This is a genomic window from Allobosea sp. UC22_33 (assembly GCF_042700715.1).
GTDB lineage: Bacteria > Pseudomonadota > Alphaproteobacteria > Rhizobiales > Beijerinckiaceae > Allobosea.
Map to the genome: position 1 here is coordinate 4,014,424 of NZ_CP170556.1, position 18,289 is coordinate 4,032,712.

General features: G+C 68.6%; 17 protein-coding genes. 10 read left to right on the forward strand and 7 right to left on the reverse strand.

Features of this window, described 5'->3' with window-relative positions:
* Nucleotides 1-31 precede the first annotated feature (31 nt).
* The 3 genes from ACFJGT_RS19565 (at nt 32) to ACFJGT_RS19575 (ending at nt 2,161) form a co-directional block, all read left to right on the forward strand.
* Nucleotides 32-838: a YdcF family protein gene (locus tag ACFJGT_RS19565; protein WP_377841278.1), complete on the forward strand. Its 807-nt coding sequence runs from the start codon at nt 32-34 to the stop codon at nt 836-838.
* A gap of 15 nt (nt 839-853) precedes the next feature.
* Nucleotides 854-1,657 (forward strand): lysophospholipid acyltransferase family protein, encoded by an 804-nt coding sequence (locus ACFJGT_RS19570; RefSeq protein ID WP_377841280.1) that lies wholly within the window; start codon nt 854-856, stop codon nt 1,655-1,657.
* Nucleotides 1,658-1,762: 105 nt separating this feature from the next.
* The gene (locus ACFJGT_RS19575) at nt 1,763-2,161 is read left to right on the forward strand and encodes a hypothetical protein (protein ID WP_377841283.1); all 399 of its coding nucleotides are present in this window, start codon (nt 1,763-1,765) and stop codon (nt 2,159-2,161) included.
* A 154-nt stretch (nt 2,162-2,315) separates the two neighbouring features.
* On the opposite strand, the gene ACFJGT_RS19580 is transcribed toward ACFJGT_RS19575, so the two are convergent.
* Complete coding sequence (locus tag ACFJGT_RS19580; RefSeq protein WP_377841285.1) at nt 2,316-2,885, reverse strand: gamma-glutamylcyclotransferase; 570 nt, start codon at nt 2,883-2,885, stop codon at nt 2,316-2,318.
* Nucleotides 2,886-3,054: 169 nt separating this feature from the next.
* Here ACFJGT_RS19580 and ACFJGT_RS19585 point away from each other — a divergent pair, with 169 nt between their 5' ends.
* On the forward strand, nt 3,055-4,098 hold the full coding sequence (locus ACFJGT_RS19585; protein WP_377841287.1) for a DUF2125 domain-containing protein: 1,044 nt from the start codon (nt 3,055-3,057) through the stop codon (nt 4,096-4,098).
* A gap of 277 nt (nt 4,099-4,375) precedes the next feature.
* Here ACFJGT_RS19585 and rpoH read toward each other — a convergent pair whose 3' ends face one another.
* From rpoH to ACFJGT_RS19605, 4 genes are all read right to left on the reverse strand, one after another.
* Nucleotides 4,376-5,272, reverse strand: a complete 897-nt coding sequence (gene rpoH / locus ACFJGT_RS19590) for an RNA polymerase sigma factor RpoH (RefSeq protein WP_377841289.1) — start codon at nt 5,270-5,272, stop codon at nt 4,376-4,378.
* A gap of 218 nt (nt 5,273-5,490) precedes the next feature.
* Nucleotides 5,491-6,519: an RluA family pseudouridine synthase gene (locus tag ACFJGT_RS19595; RefSeq protein WP_377841291.1), complete on the reverse strand. Its 1,029-nt coding sequence runs from the start codon at nt 6,517-6,519 to the stop codon at nt 5,491-5,493.
* Between the two features lie 109 nt (nt 6,520-6,628).
* Complete coding sequence (locus ACFJGT_RS19600; RefSeq protein ID WP_377841294.1) at nt 6,629-8,326, reverse strand: heme biosynthesis protein HemY; 1,698 nt, start codon at nt 8,324-8,326, stop codon at nt 6,629-6,631.
* Between the two features lie 19 nt (nt 8,327-8,345).
* Entirely contained in the window at nt 8,346-10,199 is a 1,854-nt protein-coding gene (locus ACFJGT_RS19605) for a uroporphyrinogen-III synthase (protein ID WP_377841297.1), read from the reverse strand.
* Nucleotides 10,200-10,455: 256 nt separating this feature from the next.
* Between ACFJGT_RS19605 and tsaD the strand changes: the two genes are divergently transcribed.
* Genes tsaD through ACFJGT_RS19625 form a run of 4 tightly spaced genes read left to right on the forward strand, consistent with a single transcriptional unit; the run spans nt 10,456 to nt 13,248 of the window.
* The gene (tsaD, locus tag ACFJGT_RS19610) at nt 10,456-11,511 is read left to right on the forward strand and encodes a tRNA (adenosine(37)-N6)-threonylcarbamoyltransferase complex transferase subunit TsaD (protein ID WP_377841299.1); all 1,056 of its coding nucleotides are present in this window, start codon (nt 10,456-10,458) and stop codon (nt 11,509-11,511) included.
* Nucleotides 11,508-12,503, forward strand: a complete 996-nt coding sequence (locus ACFJGT_RS19615) for an NAD(P)H-dependent glycerol-3-phosphate dehydrogenase (protein WP_377841301.1) — start codon at nt 11,508-11,510, stop codon at nt 12,501-12,503. Before tsaD ends, ACFJGT_RS19615 begins: the two co-directional genes overlap by 4 nt.
* Nucleotides 12,500-12,841, forward strand: coding sequence for a hypothetical protein (locus ACFJGT_RS19620; RefSeq protein ID WP_377841303.1), 342 nt, complete (start codon nt 12,500-12,502; stop codon nt 12,839-12,841). Before ACFJGT_RS19615 ends, ACFJGT_RS19620 begins: the two co-directional genes overlap by 4 nt.
* Nucleotides 12,841-13,248 (forward strand): EVE domain-containing protein, encoded by a 408-nt coding sequence (locus ACFJGT_RS19625; RefSeq protein WP_377841306.1) that lies wholly within the window; start codon nt 12,841-12,843, stop codon nt 13,246-13,248. The genes ACFJGT_RS19620 and ACFJGT_RS19625 overlap by 1 nt, the downstream gene beginning before the upstream one ends.
* Nucleotides 13,249-13,252: 4 nt before the next feature.
* Here ACFJGT_RS19625 and ACFJGT_RS19630 read toward each other — a convergent pair whose 3' ends face one another.
* Nucleotides 13,253-14,326 (reverse strand): DUF2235 domain-containing protein, encoded by a 1,074-nt coding sequence (locus tag ACFJGT_RS19630; RefSeq protein WP_377849020.1) that lies wholly within the window; start codon nt 14,324-14,326, stop codon nt 13,253-13,255.
* 289 nt (nt 14,327-14,615) lie between these two features.
* Between ACFJGT_RS19630 and acs the strand changes: the two genes are divergently transcribed.
* Nucleotides 14,616-16,568 (forward strand): acetate--CoA ligase, encoded by a 1,953-nt coding sequence (acs, locus tag ACFJGT_RS19635; RefSeq protein ID WP_377841309.1) that lies wholly within the window; start codon nt 14,616-14,618, stop codon nt 16,566-16,568.
* Nucleotides 16,569-16,791: 223 nt separating this feature from the next.
* Nucleotides 16,792-17,511 (forward strand): AprI/Inh family metalloprotease inhibitor, encoded by a 720-nt coding sequence (locus ACFJGT_RS19640; protein ID WP_377841311.1) that lies wholly within the window; start codon nt 16,792-16,794, stop codon nt 17,509-17,511.
* A gap of 77 nt (nt 17,512-17,588) precedes the next feature.
* Here the strand turns inward: ACFJGT_RS19640 and ACFJGT_RS19645 are convergent, their stop codons facing one another.
* A complete protein-coding gene (locus ACFJGT_RS19645) occupies nt 17,589-18,203 on the reverse strand; it encodes a GNAT family N-acetyltransferase (RefSeq protein WP_377841314.1) in 615 nt (204 codons plus the stop codon).
* Nucleotides 18,204-18,289 lie beyond the last annotated feature (86 nt).

Consider the following 18,289-nt stretch of genomic DNA (forward strand, 5'->3'; position numbering starts at 1 on the left):
TGCCCGATTGGCGCGCTAGGACCGCGGCGTCATGGCCATGATCGGCAGCACAGACGACCATCTCACGATGGCTCAATCCGATTCCGCGCCCGGGAGCGGCAAGCCCGCCCGGTCGATCTCGCTGCGCCGCATCCTCGGATTGGCCATCGCCGCCATGGCCGGCCTCGGTCTGCTGCTCCTTGGAATCGGCTATGTCCGCTTCGTCGGCATGATCGATGCACGCGAACCGGCGAACACACCGCGCACCGATGCGATCGTCGTCGTCACCGGCGGCGCCCAGCGCGTCGGCGACGCCATGGACCTGCTCGGCGCCGAGCGCGGCAAGCGCCTCCTCATCAGCGGCGTCAACGAGAAGACGGGGCGCGAAGAGCTCGCCAAGCTGAACCCGGCCGCGCGCGACCTGCTCGCCTGCTGCGTCGATCTCGACTATCGCGCCCGCAACACCATCGGCAACGCCATCGAGGCAAGACGCTGGGTCCGCCGCCACGGCTTCCGCTCGCTGCTCGTGGTGACCTCGAACTATCACATGCCGCGCACGCTCGCCGAATTCGCCCATGCTATGCCGGGCATCCGGCTCGTCGCCCACCCGGTCGTCACCGAGCATATCGACACCTCCGGCTGGTGGAACCGCTGGCCGGCCATCAAGGTGCTGGCGCCGGAATATGCGAAATATCTGGTCGCGCGCCTGCGCAGCCTCGTCGAAAACGACCCGGAAACCTCACGCCTCTCGGTGATCATCGGCGGCCGCAAGCCGGTTTCGCCGAAGCCCGCCGAAACGCTCGGCCCTGCCGCCGAGAAGCGCACGCGCCTCATGGGCCAGCATCGTCACGAAGGTTGACGCCGAAGCGACGCGATGGCGCTTGACCGGGACGGCATCTCGGGCTCATTGCGCAGCATGCTCGTCCTGCGCTCTCTCGCCTTCAACACCCTGTTCTATGCCAATCTCATCCTCTGGCTGATCTTTGGTGTCCTGCCCGCGATGCTGCTGCCGCGGCGGATACTGCTGTCGGTCGCGATCGGCTGGGCGCGGTCCTCGCTCTGGCTGATGCGCATCGTCGCCGGCACGCGCTGCGAGATCACCGGCGTCGAGAACATCCCTCAGGGCGGCCTGATGGTCGGCGCCAAGCACCAGTCCTTCCTGGAGACCTTCGCGCTGGTCACGGTCTTCCGGAACCCGGTCTTCATCCTCAAGCGCGAATTGACCTGGATCCCGCTCTTCGGCTGGGCCCTGATGAAGATGCGGATGATCCCGGTCAATCGCGGCGCCCGCGCGCGCGCGCTCTCCGCCGTCACGCGCCGCGCCAAGATCGAGCTCGGCCAGAACGGCCGCCAGCTCCTGATCTTCCCGGAGGGCACCCGCCGCGCACCCGGCGCTCCGCCGGAATACAAATTCGGCGCCGCCCATCTCTATGCCGAGCTCGGCGTGCCCTGCGTTCCGGTCGCCCTGAACACCGGCCTCTACTGGCCGCGCCGCAAGTTCCTGCGTCGCCCCGGCACCGTCCGCATCGAGATCCTGCCACCGATCGCGCCTGGGCTCGACAAGGCTTCCTTCCAGCGCCTGTTGCAGGAGCGTGTCGAGACCGCGAGCGACCGGCTCCTGGCACAAGGCCGCGCCGAGCTCGCCGCGCGCGGCATGGACCCGCTCGCCAGCTCCTGACATTCCCTGACAGCATCCAACCAGCCGGAGTGCGGTTTCGCCTTCGGCAGCGCTTGACTTATCCCCATGTTGTTCCCATTTTGTTCCTATCACGGAGGAACGGACATGGCCGCTCTCGCCTATCGCTACACCCCCGATCTCTTCGACGAGGCCCCCGCGGCCCGCGAAATGCCCTTGCGCAGCACCGCCGCGCTCAGCGAGCGCCGCTTCACCGCCTGGCGCGGCCGTTCCGGCCGGCGCTATGTCGCCTCGGTCTTCTCGGTTGACGACACGCATGCGCTGGGCTTCACCGACGCGGTCCTGCTCGCCGTCTCCGCCGACCGGCGCGTCATCGCGGCCCGCGATTCCGGCCCCTTCGGCATCGAGGCCGCGCTCGGCCGCTGGCAGCGCTCGATCATGGCCGCCGGCGCCTGCGAGATCCATGTCCACCTGCTCGCCGAGGATGGCATCAGCCGCCGCGCCGCCTTGCTCGACCTGATGCCGGAAGCGAACCCGGAAGGCTGACGAGAGCAGGCCGATATTCGGCGGAGCCTGAGCGTCATCCCGGACAAGCTGCGTAGCAACGCCGATCCGGGATCCATCGTAGAACGACGAACTTTATGATGGATCCCGGGGCAAGCCCGGGATGACAAAGCGATTCCGAGAGCAGCTGGCTCCTCTATCCCGCCAGCGGCGGATGCGGCGCGCCGAGCCCCGGCGCCAGGTGCTGCGCCAACTCCGCCAGCACAGGGTCGAAGATGCCCATCTTGCGCAGATGCTCATGGGTCTGCAGCACATAGTCCGGGTTTTCGCCGGATTGGCCCCTGCCCTCTCGAACGAGCTTGAGCAACTGCTCCGCCGGCAGCTTGCCGGCATATTGCAGGTGCTTGCGGTCGGCGACATAGACGATACCGCGCACCTGCCGGCCATCCTCCAGCTTCAGCGGCACATGCCGTTCGAGATAGACCGAAGTCGCCTGCTCGCGTGCTCGGAGATAATCCACCGTCTCCTGTGCCTGCCCGGCCGCAACGCGGAAGGCGAGGCCGCGGCAGACCCCGCCGCGATCGAGCCCCAGCACCAGCCCCGGCCGCTCCGGCGTGCCGCGATGGACATGCGATAACACGCAGAGCGAGCGGTGATAGCCGTGGAGGCGCGCCTGCACGCTCTCCTCGAAGGCGAAGCCCGGCCGCCAGATCAGCGAGCCATAGCCGAAGACCCAGAGATCGGTCGCGCCGAATTCGGTCGTCATCCTCGTCCCATAATTTGGCCGCGCCGGCCTGCTTGCTTGAGCATCGGCCCGAAAAGCGGTACCCGCCTTTCGAGCAAATCCGGTGCCACGACAACGAGATAGGCCGCCCGCGAAAGCAACCCGGGCGATCTAACGATCCGCCCGCCCCTGCGCAAGGAACGCCTGCCGCATGACCGATCCCCTTCCGACGCGCCGCCGCAGCCGCTTCTGGCTTTACGGGCCCTTCATGCTGCTGGTCGTCCTCGCTGCCGGCTGGTCCGCCTTCTGGTTCTATGCGCGCGGCCGGATCGCGACCGAGATCGACACCGCATTGGCCCGCGAGGTCGAACGCGGCCGCACCTGGACCTGCACCGACCGCAGCATCGGCGGCTTCCCCTTCCGCATCGAGTTGCGCTGCACAGCGCTGAGCCTGACCTCGACGCGCTGGGGCGATGCGGTCCGCATCGATACTGGCCCCGCGGTCGTAGTCGGCCAGGTCTATTCGCCCGGCCTCGTGATCCTGGAAGCTTCGAGCCCGGCAAAGGTCACGCTGCCCGAAGGCCGCGTGCTCGACCTGACCTGGAAGAATCTCGACGCCAGCTTCGCCTGGCGCAGCCCGGAGCGCTTCGCCCTCGTCGCCAGCGAACCGCGCGGCGTGCTGACCACGCCCGGCCTCACCACCGAGACCTGGGGCGCCGCCACGCTCGAAGCGCATTTGCGCCGCAACCCGACGCGCCCCGCCACCGATCAGGCCGTCGACATCGCCATCGCCGCCAAGGGCACGATCCTGCCGCCGATCGACGCGCTGCTCGGCAACACGGAGGCCGGCGAGATCGACCTGCAGGCGACGCTCACCCAGGCCGAGAACTTCCGCAAGGGCTTCAATCCCGACGCGCTCGAAAGCTGGCGCGCCGCCAACGGCACCTTCGAACTGACCCGCCTCGTCTCGACCAAGGGCAAGGCCCGCGTCGACGGCAGCGGCCAGCTCGCTCTCGACCCGCAGCACCGCGTCGCCGGCGATCTCCAGCTCGCGGCAGCCGGCATCGAGCAGATCGGCGGCCTGCGCATCGGCAACCTGCTGGGCGGCCTCGGCGGTTTCCTCGGCGGACGTGGCGGCAACAATGCCGGCGCGACGCCCGGCCTCACCACCTTGCCGCCGGTTTCGCTGCGCGAAGGCCGGGTCTTCATCGGCCCGTTCCGCCTGCCGCTCCAGCCGCTGCCGCCGCTGTACTGAGGCGACCGCCTTCAGCGAAGCGAAGGCAGTGGGAACACGCGCGGGGAATCCCTCTCCTGTAAGGAGAGGGGCAGGGGTGAGGTGTAGGCCCTTGGGTCAGTTGCGCTCATCCTCACCGCAGCAACGGTCAGGTCGCAGCCAAAGCGTCCAGCCGCCTACCCCTCACCCTGCCCTCTCCCTCCGGGAGAGGGTTCCCGCGCCTTATCGTCTAGGACAGCACATGAAAAAGGAGCGCCTCACGGCGCCCCTTGAACATTCTTGAAACTGGAAACCAGGCTCAGGCCGCCGGCAGCGCCGCGCGCGGCGCCTCGATGCGGGTGATGGCCTTCTTCACGGCTTCCTGCACCTTCTCGAAGGCGCGGACCTCGATCTGGCGCACGCGCTCGCGCGACACGCCGAATTCCTCGGAGAGCTGCTCCAGGGTGATCGGATCCTCGGCCAGGCGGCGCGCCTCGAAGATGCGCCGCTCGCGCGGATTGAGCACCTCCAGCGCCTCGCGCAGCGCCGAATGACGGTTGTCGGCTTCCTCGGAATCGGCGAGGCGGCGTTCCTGGCTCTCCGAATCGTCGACCAGCCAGTCCTGCCACTCGCCCTCGCCATCCTCACGGAGCGGCGTGTTGAGCGAGGCGTCGCCACCGAGGCGGCGATTCATGTCGACCACGTCCTGCGCGTTGACGCCGAGCTTGGTCGCGATCTGCTGGACCTGGTCGGGGCGCAGATCGCCCTCGCCCAGCGCCGAGATCTTGCTCTTGGCCTTGCGCAGGTTGAAGAACAGCTTCTTCTGGTTCGCGGTGGTGCCCATCTTCACCAGCGACCACGATCGCAGGATATATTCCTGGATCGAGGCCTTGATCCACCACATCGCGTAGGTGGCGAGGCGGAAGCCCTTCTCGGGCTCGAAGCGTTTCACCGCCTGCATCAGGCCAACATTGCCTTCCGACACGACCTCCCCGATCGGCAGGCCATAGCCGCGATAGCCCATGGCGATCTTGGCGACGAGGCGCAGATGCGAGGTGACGAGCTTGTGCGCCGCCTCGCGGTCGCCGTGCTCGCGCCAACGCTTGGCCAGCATGTATTCCTGGCTCGGTTCCAGCATCGGGAACTTGCGGATTTCATCGAGATAACGTGACAGTCCGCCTTCCGCGGACAGGACGGGCAGCGAGGCACTCGCCATGCTCGTTCTCCTCATAGAGGCCCCCGCTTGGCGGCAGGCCCTCCGCGCGATCAACCTTCGCGCAGGCTTCGGATCCCGCAAAACGATCCAACGCGGGAACCTGTCATCGGTTCGGTCGGAACGCTCGCTTGCGGCGCCCCCTTGGCCATCCGCATCCGAACAACACTAGTATATGCGAACTCACTCTGGCGGAAAGGTGGCAAAACCGCCCGGTTCGCTCACAGCCGCGCGAGCGCTGCTTGCAGATTCGCAAAATCCTCGGGCGGCTCGGATTCGAACAGCATCTCCTCAGCCGTCGCCGGATGCTCGAATCCGAGGATTGCCGCATGCAGCGCCTGCCGGCCGAGCGTAGCCAGCGCGGCCTGCGCATCCGCCGGCAGACGCACCGCCTTGGTGGCGAAGCCCGAGCCGTAGAGCTGGTCGCCCAGCAAGGGATGGCCGATATGGCTCATATGCACGCGAATCTGGTGCGTGCGCCCGGTCTCCAGCCGGCATTCGATCAGGCTCGCCAGCGGCTCGGTCTCGTCCAGCCCCTTCAGCAGCGGCGGATAACGCTCGAGCAACTCGATATGGGTGATCGCCTCGCGCCCGCGCCCCTCCTTCACCACGGTCATCTTCTCGCGGTTGCGGGTGGAACGCTCGATCGGCGCGTCGATCGTGCCTTCGCGCAGGCGCGGCACGCCCCAGGCGATCGCGAGATAGGCGCGCTGCAGCGGCCCGGTGCGGCCATGGTCGGCGAACTGCTTGGCGAGCTTCTGATGCGCCCGGTCATTCTTGGCGACGACGAGCAGGCCGCTGGTATCCTTGTCGAGCCGATGCACGATGCCCGGCCGCCGGACCCCGCCGATGCCGGACAGGCTCTCGCCGCAATGGGCGATCAGCGCATTGACCAGCGTGCCGTCTTCATGTCCGCCGGCCGGATGGACGACGAGCCCCGCCGGCTTGTCGATGACGATCAGGTGCTCGTCCTCGTAGACGACGTTGAGCGGGATATCCTGCCCGACCGGATCGGCCGGCTTCGCCGCCGGCATGACAAGCGCGATCGTGTCGCCCTCGACCACCTTGCGGCTGCCATCGCTGAAGACGGCGCCGTTGAGGCTGACCCCGCCTTCCTTGATGACCTGCTGCAGCCGCGCGCGCGAAATCTCGCCGGCGAGAAGGGCCAGCGCCTTGTCCAGGCGCTGGCCGGCCTGCTCGGGGCCGACCGTCAGGGTGACGGAAGCATTGGGATCGAGAATGGATGTCATCGCGCCGCTATAAGGCGCATGGCCGCCGGCCGCACGCCTTTTCCGCAAATCTTGACCAAACCTCCGCCGTCATCCCGGGCGACCGTGGAGGTGGAAGCGGCGATAGTTGTCAGCCGAACAGCCTGAAGCCGCTCTTCTTCGGCTCCGGGGGTGGCTCTTCCTCCGGGCCCGGATCATCCGGCGCATGCGAGACCGGGAAGATCACCGGCTTGGGCGGAGTTGCCTCGCGCGCAGTCGCCGGCTTGGCCACGGCCGGTTTGGCTTCCGCAGGCGTCGCAGGCTCGGCAACCGCTTCCACCGGCTTCGAATCGACGACCGGCGTCGGCTCCTCCTTCGGAACGGGCGGCACAGCGGCCACGGCCGGCTCCGGCTTGGGCTCTTGCTTCGGCGCGGGCGGAGGTGGTGGCGGCGGCACAACGGCCGCAGGTTCGATCGTCGTGACGCTCTCGGCCTTCGCCTCGATCAGCTTGGTCGAATCGTCGAGATCGGCCAGCACGTCGTCGACAGCCTGCGCCCGGTTGCCGAGCGTTGCAGGCGGCACCGTCCAGACGAAGGCGTCGAGCCGGCCGGTAATCGGCGAGACCGGCATCCAGTGATCGGAAACCAGCCCGTCCGCGACCCAGGCGGCATCGCGCGGCGCCCGCGTCGCCCGCGCCAGCCATTCCCGCACGCGACCGGCAGCGCCGTGCTCGGCATCCTCCAGTTCGGCCATCAGCAGGCAGGCACGCACCGAGGCGCCACCCGCCAGCAAGGGTTTCAACGTTTCGCGCGCCTTCTGGAACTCGCGCGCCTGGATCGCCGCGCCGGCCAGCGCCAGAACGCTTTCTGGATCGGACGGGCGCAGCTTCGTGAGCGTGACAGCTCGGGCAAGGCGGTCCAGCGCGCTGTCGCCCGGCCGCGCATCGAGATAGGCGGCGGCGATATCGGGATGCGGCGCATCCTTCCAGGCCGCTTCCAGAAGCTTCGACGCCTTGCGGACATCGCCCCGCTCGGCGAGCATCCGCCCGGCGAGCGCGGCGGCCGGCGTCAGGGCCGGCGAGAGCTTGACCGCTTCCAGCGCGGCGGCGAGCGCCTTCTCGGGCTCGTTGTCGCGCGCCTGCAAGGCTTCGGCAGCGAGCAAGACCGCGCGCTGGCGGCGCGCCTCCGCCTTGTCGGCCAGCCTGAGCGCGGCGCGGCGCTCGACGGCGGTCCGGGCCGAGGCCCAGTCGCCGGCCTGCGTATGGAAATCCAGCAGAGCATCATTGGCCCAGGCCAAGGACGGCGAACGGCGCACCGCATCATCAGCGAAGGCACGCGCAGCGGTAACGTCGCCGCGCCGCTTGGCCTCGACGAATAGCCCGCGCAGGCCGAGCACGCGCGTCTCGGATTTCTCCAGCATCGCCTTGAAGGCGGCCTCGGCCTGTGCCCGGTCGCCGCTCAGCTGCGCGGTCTGCGCCTCCAGCAGCAGGGTCAGCGGCTCGCCTGGCACGAAGCGACGCGCTTCGCCGGTATAGCGCCCGGCGGCGATGGGATCGCCCGCGCCGATCGCGACCATGCCGCGAGACACGGCCTCGAAGCCGCGCGCCCGGCGCCGCGCCCGCGAGGACAGGCTGAAGGCCGAGGGCAGGCCGAAGACGAAGCGGAAGATCGCCCAAACCAGCAGGACGAGGAAGGCGAGCGCGACGATGCCGACCGCCGCCAGCGCGACGCTGGTTTCGATGCGGTAGCCCTGCCAGAGCACGGAAACCTCGCCCGGCCGGTCGGCGAGCCAGACGGCGCCGAAGGCAAGGCAGGCAAAAACGGCGAGGTAGACGAGAACGCGAACCATGGACCTCTCAACCCTTCCGTCAGCCGGCCACGCCGAGCGCCACGACCGCATCCTGCGCGATTTTGGCGATCGCCGCATCCGCCGCGGCACGCTTCTGCAGATCGGCGCCGAATTCCGCACTCGCACGCCGCGCCGGCTCCGGCAACTGGCCCCACAAGGCCGCGGCCTTGACGATGTCGCCCGCGGCGATGGCGCCCTCGACCCGGAGCGGCAGCGTCGCCGGATCGGTCGAACCGCTATCGCCGACCGGGCGGACGGTGACGACGCGGCTCGCGAGCGCCAGCAGCTTGTCGCTCCAGCTGTCGGAGGCCGGCATCACCTCGCGCTGGAACATCGCGCCATGCTTTCGGAAGCCGGCTTGCAGGGCCTCGCGCGTCGGCGCACCGCTCGAGGCGACGGCCGTCAGCGCGGCGAGATCGGCCGGCGCCACGCCGCTCTTCGTCAGCGCCGGGATATCGCCGGCGAAAGGCCGCCCGCCGGCGAGCGCGCGCTGTACGCGCTCGGCCAGCACGATCCGCGCCGCCGCCATCGCTTCCGGGCTCGCGCCCGAAGCCGCCTTCGCCTGTGTCTCGACGCTGCCGAGCCGCCCGGCAATCTGATCGAGTCGCTGACTGAGGGCCGTCGCCGCCGCCTCGGCGCGCTGGGCCTGAGCGCTGAAGGCGCTGGTATCCGGCGCCTGTGCATTGCCGAGTGAAGCGATCTTGGCCGTCGCCGCCTGCAATTCCGAGCCCACTTTCGCAGCCGCTTCGGACGCAGCCGCAGCCTTGCGGTCGGCCGCAGCCGCGCCTGCCTGCAAGGTTTCGACCCGACTGCGCAGTTCGGCGATCGCCTCGGTGCTTCCAGCGGGAGCCGTCTTCGGGAGAACATAGGACACGAGCGCGCCGCCGATCACGCCGCCGACGAGCCCGGCTGCGGCGACCGCAAGCCAGGGGGTGCGGGCCGGCGCTTCACGTTCGATAGGCTCGCGCGCCGGCTCGACCGGGGGCGGCGAGAATTCTTTCGGCAATGCCTCGGTCGGCGCCACCGCTTCCGGCGAAGGCTTCTCGGCAGTGTCGTCCGCTGCCGGCTCTGTCGACGACGAGACCACCTTGAGATCGACGGTCGGCGGCGTGCGCTGCAGGCTGCCGCGCGGCTCCGGGCGGGCGGCGTTCAGCAGATGCTCGCGCGCCGAGACCTGCTCCAGCGCCGCCAGCATCCCGGCTTCCTCCGGATGCTCGGCCACCAGTATGGTGCTGGCGCCGGCCGAGATCAGCGGCGCGGCGACATCGGCCGAGAGCGCGACATGGGTGAGTTCGAGCGCCTCGTCGGCGACGCCGGCCGCCTGCGCCAGCGCGATGAAGGTTCGCGCCCCGCGCGCCGAATAATGCAGCGCCGCCCCGCCGCCGCCATGCCGCAATGCGGCCTGCGTATCTTCGGGCAGGGCAGAGACGGGCTCGGCCGCATAGGCGGTCCAGAGCGTCACCGCGTAGCCAGCCTCGCGCAAACGATCCGGCACATCCTCCTTGCGGTCGCGCGCCGCGATCATCAGGAGCTTTGCCGGCGCCGGCAGCGTCCGCTTGATCAATTCGATCAGGTCGTTGCGGTCGCCATCGGCGCTGCGGGTGTCGTCGAGCCCGGCCTCGCGCACCCTGGCGGCCGTCCGGCTGCCGACGGTGAAAACCGGCAGGTCCCGCCATGTCGCCGGCCCGTCCGCCAGCGCCGGCACGCCGTTGCCGCTGGTCAGCACGAGCGCATCGAAGGCGCCCTCGGGCGCGGCGTCCGATAGGCGGACGACCTCGAAGAGCGGCGCGACGACCGGCTCGAAGCCGTGCTCGGCGATGGCGCGCGCCGTCCTTTCGGCATCGGGGCGGGGTCTAAAGACGAAGACGCGCATTCACAGCTCCTGACAAAACCGGCGGCGACCGCAGGACGATCCGCGAACCGTGCAGCAATTTGCGATCATGCCGCATTGAGGCGGAACAATGATCCTGCCCATGCCGTCTCCTTTTCCCGTCCCGCCATCACGACGGTCAAGGCACCTCTTGGCCTTGCACCCCCTCGCGCACTATACGAAGGAATTGCCGGTACGAAACCGCCGGACGCCGTTCCTTGATCCTGATCCCTCATTCCGCGAGACAAGTCGACCGATCATGCGTGTACTGGGGATAGAGACGACCTGCGACGAAACGGCAGCCGCGATCGTCTCCGTCGAGCGTTCCGGCGAGAGCAAGATCCTGTCGAACGAGGTGCTGAGCCAGATCGCCGCACATGCCGCCTATGGCGGCGTGGTGCCGGAAATCGCGGCGCGCGCCCATGTCGAGGCGATCGACCGCATCATCGCCCGCGCCTTCGCCAATGCCGACATGAAGCCCAGCGATATCGATGCGGTCGCCGCCGCAGCCGGCCCCGGCCTCGTCGGCGGCGTCATGGTGGGCCTGACTGCCGGCAAGGCGATCGCGCTCGCGACCGGCAAGCCCTTCATCGCGATCAACCATCTCGAGGCTCACGCGCTGACCGCCCGCCTCACCGATGATCTCGCCTTCCCCTATCTGCTGCTGCTCGTCTCCGGCGGCCATACCCAATTGCTGGCCGTTCGCGGCGTCGGCGATTATCTCAAGCTCGGCGGCACGATCGACGATGCCGTCGGCGAGGCCTTCGACAAGATCGCCAAGATGCTCGCCCTGCCCTATCCCGGCGGCCCCTCGGTCGAGCGCGAGGCGGCGAAGGGCGACCCCGAGCGCTTCGATTTCCCACGCCCGATGCAGGGAAGGCCGAGCCCGGATTTCTCGCTCTCCGGCCTCAAGACTGCCGTGCGCCTCGTCGCCGAGCGGATCGCGCCGCTCTCCGACAATGACGTCGCCGATCTCTGCGCCTCTTTCCAGGCGGCCGTCGTCGACGTGATGGTCGACCGCACCCGCGCCGGCCTGCGCGCCTGCCGCGAGGCCGGCATCACGCCCACGACCCTCGTCGTCGCCGGCGGCGTCGCCGCCAACCAGGCGATCCGCAGCGGGCTCAATCGCCTGGCGACCGAGGCCGGCCTGCCGATGGTCGCCCCGCCGCTCGCGCTCTGCGGCGACAATGGCGCGATGATCGCCTGGGCCGGGCTCGAGCGCCTGCGGCTCGGCCTCGTCGACGACATGAGCGCAATCGCCCGCCCGCGCTGGCCGCTGGACGAACTCTCGGCCGCACCCTCGACCGCCGCATGAGTCCTCGCGCGACCTATCAGAGGGTCGGCGTCGTCGGCACCGGTGCCTACGGCACCGCGCTGGCGCTGGCCGCCGCGCGCGCCGGTCGCGAGGTCCGGCTCTGGGCGCGCGATACCGCAACCGTTGAGGCTGTCGAACAAACGCGACAGGCGCCGCGCCTTCCCGGCATCGACCTGCCCGAAGGCATCCGCGCGACCGGCTCCCTCGCGGACCTCGCCGATTGCGACGCGCTGATCGCCGCCGTGCCGACGCAGGCCTTGCGATCGGCCTGTGAAAACCTTGCCGAAGTCCTGCCGCCGCGCGTGCCGGTGATCTCCGCCGCCAAGGGCATCGAACAGGCGAGCGGCCGCTTCGCCACCGAGATCATCGGTGAGGCCTGGCCGGGCGCCGCCGCCGCGATCCTCTCCGGCCCAAGCTTCGCAGCCGATATCGGGCGCGGACTGCCGACGGCCGTGACGCTCGCCGCAGGCGATCCCGATCTGGCGCAGGCCTTGGCCGAGGCACTGAGCTCGTCCGCCTTCCGCATCTACCATTCCACCGACATCCGCGGGGTCGAGATCGGCGGCGCGGCCAAGAACGTTCTCGCCATCGCCGCCGGCATCGCGGTCGGGCTCGGGCTCGGCGAAAGCGCCCGCGCCGCGCTGGTGGCGCGCGGCTTCGCCGAACTGCGCCGCTTCGGCGAGGCCTATGGCGCCGATCCGGAAACATTGATGGGCCTCTCTGGCCTCGGCGATGTCGTGCTGAGCTGCGCCTCGCCACAGTCGCGCAATTTTTCCTATGGGCTGGCGCTCGGCCAGGGCAGGAGCCCGGCCGAAGCGGCCGGCGGCAAGCTGGCCGAAGGCGCCTTCACCGCGCCGGTCCTCGTCGAGATGGCGCGGGCGAAGCAGGTCGAGACCCCGATCGCCGCGGCCGTGGCCGCGATCATCGCCGGCGATGTCGGCGTGCGCGATGCCGTGGCCGCATTGCTGGCACGGCCGATTCGGGCGGAATGACGGAGGAGAGCATGGCGGGAGACTGGTCCGACCTGACGAAGCGCGTCGCGCGCGGGATCGCCGAGGTCAAGAAGACGACGGGCTCCGAGCTCGTCGCCGAAAGCGGCCCCGTGCCATTGGCCGGACGTATCGCGAGCCCGGTGATCCAGCATCGCCGCCGCAAAGCCGAGGGCACGCATCGCTTCGTGCTGATCCTGCCTTTCGGCGAGGGCGAGGTCCGCGTCGAGCTCGACCCCAAGGATTACGCCGCGCTGACCCGCGAGATGGTGCGGTTCTGGAACGAACAGGGCGAGGCGGCCTCGCAGCCGCCGGCGCCGCTCAAGGAGGACGAGGCCTGATGGCTCACTGGCTGATCAAATCCGAACCATCCGTCTGGTCCTGGGACGACCAGGTCAAGGCCGGCGCCAAGGGCACGCATTGGGACGGGGTGAAGAACCACACCGCCAAGCTCAACCTGATGGCGATGAAGCAGGGCGACCAGGTCTTCTTCTACCATTCCAACGAGGGGCTGGAGGTCGTCGGCATCGTCGAGGTCATCAAGGAAGCCTATAACTGGATTCCCGGCGAGCCCTGGGTCCTCGTCGACTTCAAGGCGGTGAAGCCGCTGCCGAAGCCGGTCACGCTTGCCGCCGTCAAGGCCGAGCCGACGCTCGCCAAGATGGCGCTGGTGACGTCCTTCCGCTTGTCGGTGCAGCCCGTAACCGACGAGGAATGGGCGATCGTCTGCAAGATGGGCGGCCTCTGAGCGCTCAAGCGCGATAGTAGCCGGCGAAGGGCGGATAGTCCGCCAGCGCGCGCGGCCGGTAGGGCAGCATCGCGTCGAGGATCGGCACGGCCGCGGCCTGCAGCCGCGGTTCAACCGAGACCGCCATCCGCGCCGGCTGCGGCTGGAAACCGTGCAGCACGAAATCCTCCCGCGTGCCCTCGCTCCAGGGCAGCCAGGAGGTCTGGCGCTCGTCATGCTGGCGGCCGAGCGCATCCGGCTGCAATTCCGCGATCAGCCTGGGCTCGACGACGAGGGGATGAGCGATGGCCTGCGCCTCCGCGATCATCCAGCCGAGCGACAGGTCGGAAAGCCCCATCTGCAAGCCATAGCCGCCGCCGATATCGGTATGCACACCGGCGAACCAGACCTGCCGGATCTGCCCCGGCGGCGCCTCCCGCTCGTCCCATAGCTCGGGCGCGAAGACCTGCCGGTTCTCGTCGATCGCCAGCACATGGCGGCCATGGACGACCTGCCGGTTGAGGATCGCATCATGGAACTTGTGCCGGCCGGGCAGGCTGCCGATACCCGGAAATCCGAGCGCCCTCACCGTATCCCAGACGCCGACGAAGAAGGGCGGCGCCGGCTGCGTGCCATGGCGCTGGCGGAATGCAGCCGCGGCCTCGGCCCGCGCGGCGGCGTCCTCGATCATGTAGACGTCCTTGACTGCGCTCGTGGCGAGGGCCCGCACCTCCTCCGCCTTGATCGCCTCGCTGAACCCGTCCCAGCGCGCCACCTCCGCGAAGCCGCCCGGAACGCCGCAGAGCGCCAAGACCCCGCCGAGGCTGCGGACGGTGTAGGCCCCGCGGCTGAAGCCGAACAGGAAGACCCGGTCGCCCGGCCTGTAGGCGCAGAGCAGCGCCGCATAGCAATCGATGATGTTGTCGGTGATGCCGTAGCCGGTCGCCTGCGCCAGCAGATCCTTGAAGCGCCGGAACGGCCCGCGAATCTCGCCCTCGTCCGGATTCGAGCCGAGGCCGGGATCGTAGAAGCAGATTTGCCCGGCGGGATCGGCCTCGCGCGTCGCCATGAACAGGCGATAGACATTCGTCCAGTTGATCGGGTTGGCGCCGCCGGCCTGCCCGTCCCATCCGAGAAGATGCCGATATTGCGCGCCATGTGGCCTCCCAGAGGCCTATCCTACCATTGGATGAGGCGAACCGGGGATGTTTTGGCCCCGCGCCATGCCCCAAACGCCGGTCCCTGCCACGAAAGTGCGATGCACAATGGGTTGCCGCGCCGCGCGCGCAACCTATGATGCGTCGAAATCGAAGAAGCGATGTCCGCCGCACCTACCCGTAAGGCGGACCAGCGCAACACAGACGATCCAAGTCTGGGGAGACGCCCGAATGTCCGAGATCATCTACGACGTCCCGACCTCCTGGGCGAAAAAAGCCTGGGCGACCGACGCCAAGTACAAGAAAATGTACGCGGCCTCGATCAAGGATCCCGACAAGTTCTGGGGCGAGCACGGGCAGCGCATCGACTGGTTCAAGCCCTACACCAAGGTCAGGAACGCCAGCTACAAGCCGGGCAAGGTCTCGATCAAATGGTTCGAGGACGGCACGACCAACGTCGCCCATAACTGCATCGACCGGCATCTCGCGACCCGCGCCAAGCAGACGGCGATCATCTGGGAAGGCGACGACCCCTCCGAGTCGAAGAAGATCACCTACGGCCAGCTCTATACCGAGGTCTGCAAGTTCGCGAACGTCCTCAAGGCCAACGGCGTCAAGAAGGGCGACCGCGTCACCATCTACCTGCCGATGATCCCGGAAGCCGCCTACGCGATGCTCGCTTGCGCCCGCATCGGCGCAGTGCATTCGGTGGTCTTCGGCGGCTTCTCGCCGGATTCGCTGGCGAGCCGCATCGAGGATTCCGATTCGAAGATCGTCATCACTGCTGATGAAGGCCTGCGCGGTGGCCGCGCCGTGCCGCTCAAGAAGAATGTCGACACCGCCGACGACAAGGTGAAGGGCGGCATCGGCACCGTCATCGTCGTCCAACGCACCGGCGGCAACGTCACCATGAAGGACGGCCGCGACGTCTGGTACCATGACGAGGCCGCCAAGGTCTCCGGCCATTGCCCCCCGGCCGAGATGAAGGCGGAGGACCCGCTCTTCCTGCTCTACACCTCCGGCTCGACCGGCAAGCCGAAGGGCGTGCTGCACACCTCGGCCGGCTATCTCGTCTATGCCGCGATCACCCACCAATATGTCTTCGACTATCATGACGGCGACATTTACTGGTGCACCGCCGACGTGGGCTGGGTGACTGGCCACAGCTACATCCTCTACGGCCCGCTCGCCAACGGCGCGACCACGCTGATGTTCGAGGGCATCCCGACCTATCCGACGATCTCGCGCTTCTGGGAGGTCATCGACAAGCACAAGGTCAACACTTTCTACACCGCGCCGACCGCGATCCGCTCGCTGATGGGCGCCGGCGAGGAGCCGGTGAAGAAGACCAAGCGCAAGTCGCTGCGCCTGCTCGGCTCGGTCGGCGAGCCGATCAATCCGGAAGCCTGGGAGTGGTATCACCGCGTCGTCGGAGAGCGCCGCTGCCCGATCGTCGATACCTGGTGGCAGACCGAGACCGGCGGCATCCTGATCACGCCGCTGCCCGGCGCGACGCAGCTCAAGCCCGGCTCCGCGACGCGGCCCTTCTTCGGCGTCAAGCCCGAGATCGTCGATGCCGAAGGCAAGGTCCTGGAAGGCGCCTGCGAGGGCAATCTCGTCATCGCCGAGAGCTGGCCCGGCCAGATGCGCACGGTCTATGGCGACCACAAGCGCTTCGAGGAAACCTATTTCGCCACCTACCCGAACAAGTACTTCACCGGCGACGGCTGCCGGCGCGATGCCGACGGCTATTACTGGATCACCGGCCGCGTGGACGACGTCATCAACGTCTCCGGCCACCGCATGGGTACGGCCGAGGTCGAATCGGCGCTCGTCGCGCATCCTTCGGTCTCGGAGGCCGCCGTCGTCGGCTACCCCCACGACATCAAGGGCCAGGGCATCTACGCCTATGTCACGCTGATGGCCGGCGAGGAGCCGAGCGACACGCTGCGCAAGGACCTCGTCGCCTATGTCCGCAAGGAGATCGGCCCGATCGCCTCGCCGGACCTGATCCAGTTCGCGCCGGGCCTGCCCAAGACCCGCTCCGGCAAGATCATGCGCCGCATCCTGCGCAAGATAGCCGAGGACGAGTTCGGCGCGCTCGGCGACACCTCGACGCTCGCCGACCCCGCCGTGGTCGACGACCTCGTCGCCAACCGCCAGAACAAGCGCAAGGCGGGCTGAGCCGACAAGCAGGCGGCCTGTCCGGCAACGAAACCGAAAATGGCCTGCTCATCTCCGGGAGCGGGCCATTTTTGCAAGCGACCGGCCCGATCGGCCGGAACAGGAACCGCAATCGAGGGTTCGCAACAAGGCGGGCCTGCGTTAGACCATGCTCATGCCGCGTTCATCACGTTCCCTGATAATGACGCAACGTTCGGCTGACCGAGATCGGAACCCGCGCCGCATGACGATGATCAAGACCGCATCGACCGCCGCCCTGACGCGCGCGGCAGCCCTGCTTCCCTTGCTGGCGCTCACCGCCTGCGCCGGCTCGCAGCGCTTCAGCGGGCCGGTGATGAACCAGCCCTCCTACAGCCAGCCCCTGCCCTCCGCGCCGCCGGTGAGTTCGGCGCCGATCACTTCGGAGCCTCTGCCGCCACCCGGCGGCTATCCGGCTGCGCCCCCGCAGGCCGGCGGCTACCCCGTCGCCGGAGGCCCACAGGGCGGCGGCGCCCTGCCCGCTCCGCAAGACCCGTTCTTCGATCCCAATGCCGGCGGTGCGGCGCAGGGCCAGCCCCTGCCCCCGACCGGCCAGCCGGTGCAGGACCCCGGCCTTCGCGGCAGCAGCAACCAGGTCGCAGGCCTCGGCCAGAGCCCGGCGGCCGCACCGCGCCCCTCGGCCAGCCGCGACAGCGTCGTCGGCGGCTGGACGGCCCGCGAAGCGACCGGCGGCACCTGTCGGGTGCAATTGTCGAGCTCGCCGACACTCGATCTCTACCGCGCCTCCTCGTCCGGCTGCGCCAACAAGGACCTGCAGAAGATCTCGGCCTGGGATTTCCGGGATGGCGAGGTCTATCTCTACCAGCAGGGCGGCACGGTGGCGGCCCGGCTGCGCAGCTCCGGCTCCGGCGCGCTCGACGGCGCGGTCACCAAGTCGGGCGCTTCGCTGTCGCTGAACCGGTAGGCCGGCGCGTCAAACCCAAATAGACAAAGCCCTTCCACGTTTCGAGAACGCGGAAGGGCTCTGATAGCTGGGCGATCTCAGGCGCCGAAGGCCCGGGCCAGGAACGTGCTCGGCCAGAAGCTTCTCTGGACCGACAGCGCCATCGCGGCGAAGCCCTTCGCATTGTCGAGCGCCTCGTCGAGGATCGTGAAGGGCGTCGGCGCGCCGGTCGCGATAACGCCCTCGACATCGGCATAGCCGCCGACGAGATCGGCCTCGAACTTCGCCGCGAGCCGGCGCATTGCCGTGTTCTCCGGCAAACAGGTCAGATAGAGCGTTCTGACGCCGCGATTGCGCGCGGCCGTGATCAAGCGCCCGAAGAGCTGCGCACCGACGCCGCGCCGACGCCACGGCGTCTCGACGCTGAAGGCGGCCTCGCCGGTCGGCGCAATGATGTCGTCGAGGCCGCGCAGTTCGGCCGCGCCGCGCACCACCCCATCGACGATATAGGCATAGACCAGGCCGCCGACGCCGAACGTCGTCCTGGCATAGTTCTCCAGGAACGCGTCGTTCACCACCGTGCCGAAGCGCTGATGCCGCGTGACGGGGTCGAGCCTGAGCAGATGCTCTCTGAAAAGATCGCGCTCCGTCGGCCACAGCCGCCGGATCACGCCATCGCCGGCGGTTTTGCCGGATTGTCGCGAACGAACCAAATTATCATCTCCTGAACCGCGCAAGTGCCGCGCTAACCGACCAGGAGGCGTTGTCTTCCCTAACTCGCCTTGTACTTCATACCCAA